General features: G+C 39.9%; 13 protein-coding genes and 1 riboswitch. Of the genes, 7 read left to right on the forward strand and 6 right to left on the reverse strand.

Annotation, left to right across the window (positions count from 1 at the left end; genetic code table 11):
* Nucleotides 1-20 precede the first annotated feature (20 nt).
* From pfaD to ACRWQM_RS11365, 5 genes are all read left to right on the forward strand, one after another.
* On the forward strand, nt 21-1661 hold the full coding sequence (gene pfaD, locus ACRWQM_RS11345; protein ID WP_434930068.1) for an eicosapentaenoate synthase subunit PfaD: 1641 nt from the start codon (nt 21-23) through the stop codon (nt 1659-1661).
* A gap of 96 nt (nt 1662-1757) precedes the next feature.
* Complete coding sequence (locus ACRWQM_RS11350; protein ID WP_434928829.1) at nt 1758-2012, forward strand: hypothetical protein; 255 nt, start codon at nt 1758-1760, stop codon at nt 2010-2012.
* 244 nt (nt 2013-2256) lie between these two features.
* The gene (locus tag ACRWQM_RS11355; protein ID WP_434930070.1) at nt 2257-2982 is read left to right on the forward strand and encodes a substrate-binding periplasmic protein; all 726 of its coding nucleotides are present in this window, start codon (nt 2257-2259) and stop codon (nt 2980-2982) included.
* Between the two features lie 165 nt (nt 2983-3147).
* Complete coding sequence (gene yghU / locus ACRWQM_RS11360) at nt 3148-4005, forward strand: glutathione-dependent disulfide-bond oxidoreductase (protein ID WP_434928827.1); 858 nt, start codon at nt 3148-3150, stop codon at nt 4003-4005.
* 137 nt (nt 4006-4142) lie between these two features.
* Nucleotides 4143-4514 carry an MmcQ/YjbR family DNA-binding protein gene (locus tag ACRWQM_RS11365; protein ID WP_434930071.1) on the forward strand — a complete coding sequence of 124 codons (372 nt, stop codon included), beginning with the start codon at nt 4143-4145 and terminating at the stop codon, nt 4512-4514.
* A gap of 58 nt (nt 4515-4572) precedes the next feature.
* On the opposite strand, the gene ACRWQM_RS11370 is transcribed toward ACRWQM_RS11365, so the two are convergent.
* Both ACRWQM_RS11370 and ACRWQM_RS11375 read right to left on the reverse strand, forming a co-directional pair.
* The gene (locus ACRWQM_RS11370) at nt 4573-5358 is read right to left on the reverse strand and encodes a 2-keto-4-pentenoate hydratase (RefSeq protein WP_434930073.1); all 786 of its coding nucleotides are present in this window, start codon (nt 5356-5358) and stop codon (nt 4573-4575) included.
* Nucleotides 5359-5380: 22 nt separating this feature from the next.
* A complete protein-coding gene (locus ACRWQM_RS11375; protein WP_434928824.1) occupies nt 5381-6040 on the reverse strand; it encodes a fumarylacetoacetate hydrolase family protein in 660 nt (219 codons plus the stop codon).
* 268 nt (nt 6041-6308) lie between these two features.
* On the opposite strand from ACRWQM_RS11375, the gene ACRWQM_RS11380 reads away from it, so the two are divergent.
* Nucleotides 6309-8336 carry a methyl-accepting chemotaxis protein gene (locus ACRWQM_RS11380; RefSeq protein WP_434932029.1) on the forward strand — a complete coding sequence of 676 codons (2028 nt, stop codon included), beginning with the start codon at nt 6309-6311 and terminating at the stop codon, nt 8334-8336.
* Nucleotides 8337-8550: 214 nt separating this feature from the next.
* Here the strand turns inward: ACRWQM_RS11380 and ACRWQM_RS11385 are convergent, their stop codons facing one another.
* The 4 genes from ACRWQM_RS11385 to ACRWQM_RS11400 form a co-directional block, all read right to left on the reverse strand.
* Entirely contained in the window at nt 8551-9129 is a 579-nt protein-coding gene (locus ACRWQM_RS11385) for a thymidine kinase (RefSeq protein WP_226410353.1), read from the reverse strand.
* A gap of 116 nt (nt 9130-9245) precedes the next feature.
* Nucleotides 9246-10805 carry a Na+/H+ antiporter NhaC family protein gene (locus tag ACRWQM_RS11390; protein WP_434928822.1) on the reverse strand — a complete coding sequence of 520 codons (1560 nt, stop codon included), beginning with the start codon at nt 10803-10805 and terminating at the stop codon, nt 9246-9248.
* Nucleotides 10806-10881: 76 nt separating this feature from the next.
* A riboswitch (Lysine riboswitch) is annotated at nt 10882-11079 on the reverse strand.
* A gap of 78 nt (nt 11080-11157) precedes the next feature.
* On the reverse strand, nt 11158-12081 hold the full coding sequence (locus ACRWQM_RS11395) for an electron transfer flavoprotein subunit alpha/FixB family protein (protein WP_434930074.1): 924 nt from the start codon (nt 12079-12081) through the stop codon (nt 11158-11160).
* A 1-nt stretch (nt 12082) separates the two neighbouring features.
* Entirely contained in the window at nt 12083-12832 is a 750-nt protein-coding gene (locus ACRWQM_RS11400) for an electron transfer flavoprotein subunit beta/FixA family protein (RefSeq protein WP_434928820.1), read from the reverse strand.
* 523 nt (nt 12833-13355) lie between these two features.
* Between ACRWQM_RS11400 and ACRWQM_RS11405 the strand changes: the two genes are divergently transcribed.
* The gene (locus ACRWQM_RS11405; protein WP_434928819.1) at nt 13356-13763 is read left to right on the forward strand and encodes an H-NS family histone-like protein; all 408 of its coding nucleotides are present in this window, start codon (nt 13356-13358) and stop codon (nt 13761-13763) included.
* The last annotated feature ends 5 nt before the right edge of the window (nt 13764-13768 follow it).

Consider the following 13768-nt stretch of genomic DNA (forward strand, 5'->3'; position numbering starts at 1 on the left):
GCCCAAAAGGAATAATAATAATGACAACACAAGTGCATAACGAAAAGCTTTCACCATGGCCTTGGATAGTAGATTCAAACGATGCCAATTTTGACCTTGCTACTATTGGCAAAAAACTAAAAGATTTGTCACAGGCATGCTATTTAATTAATCACCCTGAGAAAGGGTTGGGCGTGGCCCAACATGCTCAGGTGATTACTGAGCAAAATGATGCGTTAACGGCAAACAACCAAAACTTACCGGTGAGTGCGTTTGCCCCAGCCCTTGGCACTCAAAGTTTAGGTGACAGTAATTTCCGCCGAGTTCATGGGGTTAAATACGCCTATTATGCTGGTGCTATGGCCAATGGTATTGCCTCTGAAGAGTTAGTCATCGCCTTAGGCCAGGCAGGTATTTTATGCTCATTTGGCGCAGCGGGTCTTATTCCGTCACGGGTAGAGCAAGCTATTAGCCGCATTCAAGCGGCGCTGCCAAACGGCCCGTATATGTTTAACTTAATCCACAGCCCAAGCGAGCCAGCATTAGAGCGCGGCAGTGTGGAGTTATTTTTAAAGCACAAGGTGCGTACCGTTGAGGCATCAGCCTTTTTAGGCTTAACGCCACAAATTGTGTATTACCGCGCCGCCGGATTAAGCCGTGATGCAAATGGTGAGATTAATATCGCCAATAAAGTGATAGCCAAAATTAGCCGCACCGAAGTGGCGATTAAATTTATGGAGCCTGCTCCTGAAAAAATGCTCCAAAAACTGGTTGATGAAGGCTTAATTACCCCAGAACAAATGGCACTCGCGCTGCTTGTGCCGATGGCTGATGACATTACAGCAGAAGCCGATTCTGGCGGCCATACCGACAATCGTCCTTTAGTGACCTTATTGCCGACTATTTTGGCACTTAAAGACAAGGTCCAAGCGCAATATCAATATAAAACACCAATTCGTGTCGGTTGTGGTGGCGGTGTGGGTACACCCGATGCTGCGCTTGCTACATTTAACATGGGTGCAGCCTTTATTGTGACCGGTTCAATCAACCAGGCTTGTGTTGAAGCTGGCGCGAGTGAATATACACGTAAACTTTTAGCTACCACCGAAATGGCCGATGTGACCATGGCGCCAGCGGCAGATATGTTTGAGATGGGCGTTAAGCTGCAAGTGGTAAAACGCGGGACCTTGTTCCCGATGCGAGCCAATAAACTGTATGAGCTTTATACGCGTTATGATTCTATCGAAGCGATCCCTGTTGATGAGCGTGAAAAGCTTGAAAAACAAGTGTTCCGCTCAAGTTTAGAAGATATTTGGGCCGGTACAGTCGCACATTTTAATGAACGTGACCCGAAACAAATTGAGCGCGCTAAAGATAATCCAAAACGAAAAATGGCATTGATTTTCCGCTGGTATTTAGGGCTATCTAGCCGCTGGTCTAACACTGGTGAAGTGGGCCGTGAAATGGACTACCAAATTTGGGCAGGTCCTTCACTAGGCGCGTTCAATGAATGGGCGAAAGGCAGTTATTTAGATGATTATACTAAGCGAAATGCGGTAGACTTAGCTAAACACATGATGCATGGCGCCGCATACCAAGCCCGAGTTAACTTACTTACCGCCCAAGGTGTGGCAGTTCCCGTTGAATTACAACGCTGGCGCCCACAGGATCAGGTGAAATAGTTAACCACTTGGATAGCAAGCTGGTATCAATTAAAGTATCAGTAATGTCAGTCTCTTTTAAAAGGAAGCGACTGACAATTAAATTAGGTAATGGCTATGAGTGAAACGCAAAAACTGGATTTCTCAGCGGTAAATGGCACAACATTAGCATCTTTTAATCAGCATAAAAATTTGATTAAGCGTATGTTAAAGGGCAATAGTGCAACTTGCAGTGAGTGTAATAAACCACTGACATTATTGTTACCGCCAAACACTCATAAAGCTAAGCCCAGCGAAAAAGCACCGGGTATTTATTGCGCGAAAGGCTGTACTGATATCGAGCTTGATATGGAAGCAGTATCCTTGATGTAATATGAGTAAAGTGCATTTTTTTAATGATTAAAGGCGCCTTTAGCGCCTTTTTTATTGCCTGAATTGACACAAGCTTGAGTTACCGTGTTTTAAAATAAATACCATTCATTAAACAATGGTTGAAATAAAATATATCTACCCTCGGTCTACATTTTTACTAACAAACACTATAATGTTAAAAGTACATAAACGTTTTGCATATTAATATGCCTTACATAATAAAAACAGAGATTCAAGGTTACCAATGAAGTATCGTTTTATGTTAGCCCTTGCTGCGATAGTTTTTTGCGGCGAAAGCTTTGCTCAAACTGAAGATTATCAGTTTGCCTCTATAGAATTGTTATTTGAACAACAGGTCGGCGCAAAAGTATTGCCGGTCATTTATTCAAAACTGGGATTAACCATTAGCATAGTGCCGATGCCGGGGAAGCGCGCCCAACGTGAAGCAGCGTCAGGCCATAAAGACGGCGAAATAATGCGAATATGGAGTTATGGTAAAGAAAATCCCAACTTGATCCGTATACCCACTCCATACTATCAATTAGAGACTATGGCATTTGTGCATAAAGATAATCACATTGTATTAACATCTCAGGCTGATTTATCTAAGTATAGTTTACTAAAAGTAAGGGGCGTTAAGCACACTAATATCATTACCGCTGATTTAAGAAACGTATTTGATTACAATAATACTCAAACTATGATGCTTGCTCTGCATGATAGTCCTTCTAGCATTGCACTCACCAATACATCTGACGGTTTATACGCGATTAAGAAATTAAACATCGATTACGTCAAAGCCTTACCGCCAGCCTTAGCCACATTGGACTTATATCATTACGTTAATCAAAAGCATGCTGCATTAGTGCCCAGGCTCGATGCCGTAATCAAAACCATGAAACAAAGTGGTGAACTTGATAAGTTACTTCGTAATGCAGAAGCTGAGGTGTTAGCAAGTTTAGGTGATTAGAAATATAGTTATTGAGTTAACTTAGACTGTTTTACCTTAAACCATAACTTACGCTGCTATTTAAAATTTACTCTTAGGGTTTAATTTCATCACAAGCGCCCAATATCCCAGTTATAACACTTGCGCTATTTCATATACCGAATTGACACTATTTAAGGATTTATCATGACAAATGAATATACCCCTCCAAAAGTATGGACAATGGACAGTGAGAATGGAGGCCAATGGGCTAGTATCAATCGCCCTGATTCCGGTGCCCGTCATGAGCAAGCTTTATCGGTTGGTGAACATGCGTTACAACTTTATTCATTAGCAACGCCTAACGGCCAGAAAGTCACTATTATGCTTGAAGAGTTGCTTGCTGCGGGGATAAATGCGGCTGAGTATGATGCACATATTATTAATATAGGTGAAGGTAATCAGTTTTCTTCTGGATTTGTTAATGTTAACCCCAACTCAAAAATTCCAGCGTTAGTTGATAACTCAGGCACTGAAGCCATAAACGTATTTGAATCAGGTGGAATTTTATTATATTTGGCCGACAAATTTAGTTATCTTATTCCGACCGACATAGCAGCCCGCACTAAAGTCATGAACTGGCTATTTTGGTTACAAGGAGCAGCGCCTTATCTTGGCGGTGGTTTTGGACATTTTTATGCTTACGCCCCAGAAAAGTTTGAGTATCCTATTAATCGTTTTTCAATGGAAGTAAAACGCCAATTAGACCTATTAGATAAACAACTTGCCAAGGGTTCATTTATTGCTGGCGAGGAATACTCTATTGCTGACATAGCGATTTGGCCATGGTACGGTAATTTAGTACTAGGGAATATTTATAATGCAGCAGAGTTTTTAGACGTAAACAGCTATAAAAATGTGATGCGTTGGGCAAAAGCTGTTGAACAACGTCCGGCCGTTCAACGTGGAAGAATAGTTAACCGCAGTTGGGGAGAAGCGTGGGAACAACTTCCTAATCGCCACAGTGCCGCAGATATTGATAAGGTTTTAGCCCTAAAACCATAAAAAATGAACCTTTATAGGCTGAAAGCCTTATAATATTTACCTTGTACATGAGTAATTTTCCAATAATAAGTCAGTTAATCAATAATAAATGATATTGTGGTTTAACTGACTTCTTAGTCTATCACATGGGAGCCACAATGGATTTTGACGCGTTAAGAGCATACTTGCTTGCCAAACCCGAAGCGGTTGAAACATTTCCCTTTGGGCCAGGCACACATGTATTTAAAGTCAAAAATAAAATGTTTGCCTTAATTGGCTGGAACAACGATGCTTTAATGATAAACCTTAAGTGTGATCCTGATGAAGCCATTGCATTATGTGATATTTTCTCGTCTATCACCCCCGGTTATCATATGGATAAAAAGCATTGGGTGTCGGTTTATTTTAATCAATCAACTGAACAACATATTCCAAATGGTGAAATAAAACGACTGATGGATAACTCGTTCATGCTTGTTGTTGATAAGCTACTCAAACACGAACAAACATCCATTTTATTGCACATGTAAATATTCGATACATTTTGAAATTATAAGCATTTACTGATACTTATTTTACATTCAAACTTCATGCTAGCTCATGCTGCATTATGAATTTCAGTTGCATCTCACCTAATCCTTGATATTGAAATTTAACCAAGGTGTCCATAGGGACTTTGATCACGCCACAGTACGACCCTGTAATAATGGCTTGACCTTTTTTAAGGCTAATGCCCTTAGATGTTAAATAATTAACTAACCAATAAACCGGATTTTGCGGCAGTTCACACGGATGAATACCGTTAAACGACCGTACTTCATCTTGATGGCTAACGGTGATGTTAACCTTACTAGCTTGATAGGCTAATGCTTTGTCAATTTCTGGCCCTAAATACAGCCCTTGATTACTTAAGCCATCAGCCAGCTTTTCGAAGTAACTTGCTGAATAGTCGGCACTAAACCGTCCTTGAATTAATTCCAATGCCATATGAGTCGCACGTATGCCACTATCAATTTGTTCATTACTGTATGCTTGATTAGCGTCAAAATCTTGCCCCAAAATAAATGCGATTTCCGGTTCAATTAACCCGACGGCTTCATCACCTTTTTGGCTAGCAATGACTGGACAACACGCTTGTTGATTAACAGCTGTTGCAATAATGGGGGCAAAAATAAGCTGTCCGTTATCTAACGGCACTAAACACTTCCACCCAGTTACAGCATTACCGGACAATTCAATCATCTGCTGCTGGACAGCAAAAGCATCATCGATACTTTCTGGTTTAAAAAGCTCAAACTCAGAGGCGGGATCCCTTATCGTACGTTGCGCGGAAAGGTGCTGTGTTAATTGATAGATTTGCTCAAACTTTGACATTGTTGTCCTTAATCACTAATCACTAAATAGCCAGCCACTGCTGGGTTATAAGTGGTACGGAATGACTAATATCATATAATAACTGCTGATCTGAGTGGTACTCAATTCCCTGCCACAGCGTTAACTTAAACACGGTTCCAGCAATTACCTGCCCCACGCCTTTTGGCGTACCTGTCATGACGACATCCCCATCTTCTAAGGTAATAAATGAAGCCAGCTCATTAAAGATTTGTGCGGGTGAATACATCATTAACTGACTATGCCCCAACTGGGCGAGTTGATCATTTATCGTCAAACTAAAACACCATTCTTGGTTACTCGCACTTATCGGCATAAAGTCACTCAATATCGCCGATCCATTAAATGCTTTAGCGCGCTCCCATGGCAACCCTTTGGACTTTAACTGGCTCTGTAATTGACGTTTGGTTAAATCCAGCCCAATGCCTACCGCGCTAAAACGTCCATTTTCGACTAAAAAGCATAACTCAGCTTCATAGTGAATAGTTTCTTGATGAAAACTAATTAACTCAGCACTTATTGCGCTATTGGGTTTTAAAAACACCACCATATCGTCGGGGATATCATTGCCTAACTCATAAATATGTTCGACATAATTTCGCCCAATACAGACGATTTTTGAGGGAGTGACAGCGCCTTGCTGCCTAATCAGTATTTGCTGCATATTAATTTGCTAAATAGTGGAAAACATGAAGAATTATCCCGTATACAAAATAAAAGCACTACACTTAATTTAACCTTTGCCGATATAAGTTATCTTCACCGTTCAATATGACCTAAAAGGCTGCTATTAAATCACTTATTTATTTGCCATAAAATGTATTAACCATTGATTATATTGACTACACTGAAACGGCTTAATCTTATTTAAAAGCATATAATTATAATGAAAAATTGCTATTGCCATTATTCAGAAAGGGACTCAAATGAACCTGCTTGATCTAACAATCAAACAAAAAATCGCCTTAGGCTTTGCGACGATTGGTGTGTTGCTTCTTGCAGGAAGTAGCTTCTTTTATCGTTCGCTAACACAAATCCAAACAGCTAACACTAACATCGAAATCTTAGCGGTTCCGGTTCAAACCCAAAGTAATGCACTTCAATTAAGCTTACTCAAAATGGCCAAAACAGGTAGTTTAGCCTTTTCACAGACGGGAAATGACAATATTAGTAGCAGCTTTGCTCGATTTAAGCTGTTACAAAATGAATACTCAATAACCTTTAAGGACTTATCAAATAAAGTCACTGATCAACCCAAAATGAAACAGGCTCTAGATAATGTGACGCAACAATACTCACAATACATCAAGCAAAGTGAAACTATGTTCAATGCAAAATTAACCATTGAACAGGCGCGTGCAGATTATAAAAAACAGTATCAAAGGTTTCAAAAAATAAAAGATACCGCCAGTAATAGTATGATCGATTTAGAGATAATAGATGCAGGCGATCAAGACAGTTTATTGGCAGAGGTTATAGGGACAGGCACTCGATTAGACGATACCATTTATAATATGGGCAATATCATAGGTGAAGTTGCTCGATTTACAGATTTACAGAATGTGAATAATCACCAGCAAGATATCTTAATGATGGTTAATAGTATTGAGACTAATTTTCAATTTTTAAAACAGCAAACTGCAACCCTGCCAGCAGATGATTTGTTAGCTATTTTTGCTGAACAATTCGAGCAAATGAAAGCCTTACTCGATACACCGGGCACGCTATATGAAAGTCAGCGTAAAGTGGTTGAGGTAATCCAACAGGCTGATATGGCATATAGTCAATCAAATCAATATTTCGACTCAAGCTTTGCCGAGCTAAGCAAGTTAATGATTTTAGCAGATCAGCGTTTTAACGACTTTAAAAACGTCGCATCTGATGAAATAAACACGGCACAAACCTTAGCGATTGCATTAGCGTTAATATTCATCGTACTTGCTATTATCATTTACTATTTTACCTCTAAAGCCATGCTAGGCCCACTTAGAGCGGTTAATCATGCTTTGTCTCGTATTGCTAGTGGAGATTTATCTAAACGTCTCACAAAGCGTAACGATGATGAGTTTGGCGAGTTGATGGACAATATCAACAAGCTATCAGATGATTTAACTTCACTATTACAAGATATTAGCCGCGATGCACATCTATTAGATGAATCGGCAATTAACTCACAAAATCAGGGTCAGAAAATTGCTAATGCAGCCATTAGTCAAATTCATCAAATCAATCAAGCGAAACAACTCGCAGAACACATTCATCAAAGTTCGAATTTAGTGAATAAACAGACTAATGAGTCGGCTAGCCAGATAAGCCTAGCGTCGGAACAAGGCAAGCATGTCAAAGGTATTGCTGATGATAACCGTGGTCGAATTGAACGGTTATCAACTGGGTTAATTGACTCGGTTAACATCATGAATAGCCTAAGTAAAAACAGCGATAACATTGGTGGAATATTAGTTACCATCAGCGCTATTGCAGACCAAACTAATCTATTGGCCTTAAATGCGGCAATTGAAGCTGCACGAGCGGGAGAACACGGCAGAGGCTTTGCCGTAGTCGCCGATGAAGTAAGATCCCTTGCCTCAAGAACGCAATCATCTACCGCTGAAATTCAAACCATGATAGATGCTCTGCAGCATGAAACGACAAATGCGGTGAAAGCGATTACCCAAGGACAAACCCAAGCTAACCAATGTGTTGAACAAAGCCAAGCACTTCATGATGCCATCGAACATATTGAGTCGGCGCTGTTAACCATAGATAAAATGAGTCAAAGTATTAATCAAGCGGCACATGAACAGGTCAGTTTTAGTGAGCAAATTGAGCATACTATGGCTGAAACAGCAGAGTCTGCGGAAAATAATGCAGAAGAGTCCTCAGCAATGGCGAAGCGAAGCCAGGAATTAAATCAATTAGCCCATTCATTAACCGCATCTGTTGAACGATTTAAGTTATAGTTTTTGAGAACTAAAGCATTTAAGTGTTAAAGACGACATTAAGTGCGCTAGGTATTTAATACTTAGAGATAGAAGTGAATGCTCAAAGAGATAAGTGAAATGATATTGTGGTAATTAGTAGAGACTGTAACTAATTTTGTGTAACTGCTAATCAAAATGTCACTTTAATATTAGATTTTTAAAGTGACATTTTTATCATGCTAGCATACCTGGGCTAATCCCATAAAAACTCTCTAAAGTGCTTGCGGCAAACCGACTCATAGGTTTCATTGCCACCTATCGCCACTTGCTCACCTTCTTTCATTGGTTTGCCATCACCGTCTAAACGTACCACCATATTGGCTTTGCGACCACAATGGCAAATCGTCTTTAGCTCAACTAATTTGTCAGCCCAAGCTAACAAATATTGGCTACCAGTAAATAGCTCTCCTTGGAAGTCACTTCGCAGCCCATAACACAATACAGGGATATTTAAATTATCTACCACATGAGTCAGCTGCTTAACCTGTGCTTTTGACAAAAATTGGCTCTCATCGACAAGTACACAATGGATATGTTTCTGTTGATGTGATTGACCAATAATATCACTCAAATCATCGCCACTGGCAAACACTTGCGCATCAGTTTGTATACCAATTCGTGATGCAACAATGCCAACGCCATAGCGATCGTCAATTGATGCTGTCATAACTAACGTGTGCATGCCACGCTCGCGATAATTATAAGAAGATTGTAATAATGAGGTCGATTTACCCGCGTTCATCGACGAATAATAAAAATACAGTTGCGCCAAAATAATGTCCAATATTGTTGCTTTACTAAATTCTACTTTGATATGACCATTAACCACAAATAATAATGCCGCTTAATCTTCATTGAGCGGCATTATTATTCATTTATGAGTAACGGCTAGCGACGTGCATAAAAAGCTAACGCTAACACGCTGATCACAAACACAAGACTACAAGCTAATAATCCACTGATTAATGAGCCAGTAAAGCCAAGCACTGTATAGCCAATAATACTGATAAACGCCACAATTAAGGCATAAGGTAACTGAGTAATCACATGGTCTATATGATGACAACTGGCCCCTGTCGATGACAAAATAGTGGTGTCGGATATAGGTGAACAATGATCACCAAAAACAGCACCAGCAAGCACTGCTGATAACATAGGTAACATCATGCTTGAGTCGCTTCCCATTGCCATATCGGCAGCAATTGGCAACATAATGCCGAAAGTGCCCCAGCTTGTGCCGGTTGAAAAAGCGGTAATACCTGCAAGAATAAATAACACCACAGGTAATAGCTCAAAAGGAATTGAACCTGTGACTAAACTTGCCATATATTTACCGGTTTCTAGCTGACCAATAACTCCAGCAATAGACCAAGCAAACATTAAAATATAGATAGCGGGTAACATTGAACGCGCACCAGCAACCACGCCTTTGACAATTAAATCTATTTCTAACTTTTGAATAAAAACTAAAATTAACGTAATACTAAAACCAATGACTGAGCCATAAAATAATGATTGACTCACTTGAGTATTTTCAAAAGCACCTAAAATAGTAAAGGCTTTGCCATCGGCTGCAAGCACATCTGCACCGCTAGTTATCATAAAGTAAACTGTGGCAACGATTAATGTCAAAATGGGTAAAAATAAACCTATTACTTTCCCCGTATCAGCTTCAGGCAGGTCAGCGTTTGCACCAGGGGGAAGGCCTTTAGATTCATCATAAAGCTCACCTTTTTTGGCATTTAATTCATGTTGGCGCATAGGGCCGACATCAAGACCGAACAAGGCAACACATAATAATAATAGTAACGCGAATATGGCATAAAAATTCATCGGGATCATTTGGACAAACACACTCAAATGACCTGATTCAGTAAATCCATGCGCGGTTAAAATGCCACCAATCAAGGCGATAATGTAGGCCCCCCAGCTTGAGATTGGTGAAATAACACAAATAGGTGCGGCTGTAGAATCTAATAAATAAGCTAATTTAGCCCGCGAGATATGGTATCTGTCGGTAATGGGTTTTGAAATTGAGCCTACCACTAAACTGTTAAAATAATCATCGATAAACACCACGCAGCCTAAAAAGATGGTCATTAACTTGGCATCACGTTTACTGCGAATATGCCCTTTAGCCCAATCAGCGAACGCCCTGGCTGCGCCACTAACGGTTATTAAAGCGGTTATCATGCCTAGCATGACTAAGAAACCTAAGATTTGTAAATTCCAGCTATTTAGCGCGCCATCACTCCAAACCAGCCCTTGGACTGTGTTGAGCAAAAATAGACTACTATCCCCTAAAGAGAACTGAGTAAGTAATAATGCGCCGACCACAATACCCACCCCAAGGGACAGTAATACTTTACGGGTGATAATAGCCAGAACAATGGCAACAAGAGGTGGAAGTAAAGATAGTGCCGAATCGGCATGACTAAGTACGTTCATTATTTATTCATCGAGTATGTATGAATGGAGGCGACTGAACCGGTGTAAGGTAATGTTATACCTTAGAGACACCTGTCCTATCAGTAGCGCTCCATAGTAATTTATCTTTGTCATCCCGACAAAAAATACTATGGCAGTGCTGCACCTATTTGGCGGCAACACCAGCTGTATTGACCGATATCAATAGCAACTTCGGCATTAAATCCTTTCAAGGTAAATCACAGGCATCACCCTACTTACCTTTACTATTATTTAATGCACCTCTACTTAAAGGGTAAAAATGCGAGCACATAAAAACATAGCGGCCGTAAGGTTACCACCCTACGGCCGAATATTGTGACAAAAATCACATTTACAACAAATTATTCAGTGCCGGAATAGCCACAAATAAATCAGCTTCTAGTCCATAATCAGCTACTTGAAAAATTGGTGCTTCAGGATCTTTGTTAATCGCGACAATTACTTTGGAATCTTTCATACCCGCAAGGTGCTGAATTGCGCCAGAAATACCGACTGCAATATACAAATCAGGAGCAACAATTTTACCTGTTTGACCGACCTGTAAATCGTTAGGGACAAAACCCGCATCAACTGCGGCGCGCGAAGCCCCTACCGCGGCACCTAACTTGTCTGCAAGTTGCTCTAGAATAGCGAAGTTTTCACCGCTACCCATTCCACGACCACCAGAGACAATAATACCAGCATTACCTAATTCAGGACGAACTGACTCAGTTAAGCTTTGTGATACAAACTCAGTACGCGCATTAATCACTTCGCCAATATTGGCTAATTCAGCACTGCCAGTTGAAGCAACCGCATCAAATGCACTTGAACGTACTGTCATGACTTTTTTATCATCTAAGCTTTTGACTGTCGCTAATGCATTACCTGCATATATTGGACGTATAAATGTATCTGCGCTTTCTACGTCAATCACTTCAGATATTTGCGCCACATCTAATAAGGCTGCAACACGCGGTAACGTGTCTTTACCTACGCTTGAGGCTGCGGATAAAATATGTGAATAGTCAGCAGACAAACTCAAAATTAACTTAGCTAAGTTTTCGGCTAATTGGTTAGCATATGCAGCTGAGTCAGCCACAATGACTTTATTAACGCCAGCTAATGTTTGCGCCATTTTGGCCGCTTCACTACATTGAGCTCCAGCCACTAAAATGTGAATATCACCACCAATTGCAGTAGCCGCTGCAACCACTTTGGCTGTGTCGGCTTTTAAATGCACATTATCGTGTTCAGCTAAAACTAAAATGGTCATATTAGATCACCTTCGCTTCGTTTTTTAATTTTTCGACAAGTTCTTCAACAGAAGACACCATGATGCCAGCTTTACGTTCTGCTGGAGGCGTAACTTTCAATACGGTTTGATGTGCTTTCAACGTTACACCTAAGTCGGAGATAGATAATATTTCCAGAGGCTTACGCTTAGCTTTCATAATATTTGGTAATGAAGCATAACGAGGTTCATTTAAACGCAAATCAACTGTCACAACCGCTGGCAATGGCATTTTCAACGTTTGTAAACCGCCATCGACTTCACGGGTTACCACAATAGTCTCGCCATCAATTTTAACTTCTGATGCAAAAGTGGCTTGTGGCATGTCAGCAAGTGCTGCCAACATTTGGCCAGTTTGATTGTTGTCACCATCAATAGATTGCTTACCAAATATCACCAGTTGAGCCTGTTCTTTTAGCTGAACGGCATGCAGTAACTTAGCAATTGAGAGTGATACTAACTCTTCTTCGGTTTCAACATGGACGGCACGATCTGCACCTAAAGCCATTGCCGTTCTTAATTGCTCTTGCACCGTTTTCGGACCAACGCTAACAACAACAACTTCAGTCGCAATTCCAGCTTCTTTGAGGCGAACCGCTTCTTCAACTGCAATTTCACAAAATGGGTTTAATGCCATTTTTAGATTGGCGGTATCAACATTTGAATTATCAGCTTTTACTCTGACCTTTACATTGGCATCAACGACGCGCTTTACAGGCACCAATATTTTCATAGGGTTTCCTTCCTACACCTTGTCTATAGACAACACATTGGCCAATGCCAATGCAAGATAGCTCAACTTTACGACCTGTTAACGTTAACGTCAACCTAAGTTAAACGCTTGTTTGAAAAAATATAGCATACAAATTGGCAAGCTAAAGTAACATTTTTCACTTATATGCACCCATAATGTCGTTTTTAACAGCCTTTTTAGGCTAATTAATAAAATAAGCTTATTTTTGATAAATTAAATTGATCAAGGCTCAATATCTTTCTATTATTACGGTTATTGATAAATACTATTTTATTAATTTGTTATTAACTTATTTGAATGTATTGCTCAAAAATAAAGCTTGATGTTAAAAGTTAACCTCGAAGGAATTATTTCTAAGGAATGAGATATTTTTGATTATGCTTTTAGTACTGACATGTATCAATCAAGATTAATGGCCATAATATGCGGCATTTATTCATTCAACGTCAGAACTAACAAATAAAAACTATGTAAATTCCAATTCATTAGGACGTTTAATATTATGAGTGATTTTTTAGATATTTTAACCCATGGTCGTCGTTTTAAAGCTGCTGTAAAAGAACTCAGTATTGAAGATCTTACCGATCTTGCTGCTAAACTTGATAAAATTATCGTTGAACGTGAAGAAGAAGCCAAAGCAGATGAAGCGGCAAATGCTAAAAGAAATGCTCTTATTGCTGGTATTTTAGCTCAAATCGAAAACAGTGGTTTATCGATTGAAGATCTTGGCGAAGTCACAGCAAGCAAATCAGCACCTAAAAAACGCGCTCCTCGTCCAGCAAAATATCAAATCACCTTAGACGGTGAGTTAATTCAATGGACTGGCCAAGGCCGTATGCCAACGGTATTTAAAAAAGAAGTTGATGCTGGTAAATCCATGAGTGCCTTTTTAATTCCTGGCATGGAATAATAGTT

The organism is Shewanella sp. HL-SH5 (assembly GCF_051163755.1).
Lineage (GTDB): Bacteria > Pseudomonadota > Gammaproteobacteria > Enterobacterales > Shewanellaceae > Shewanella > Shewanella glacialimarina.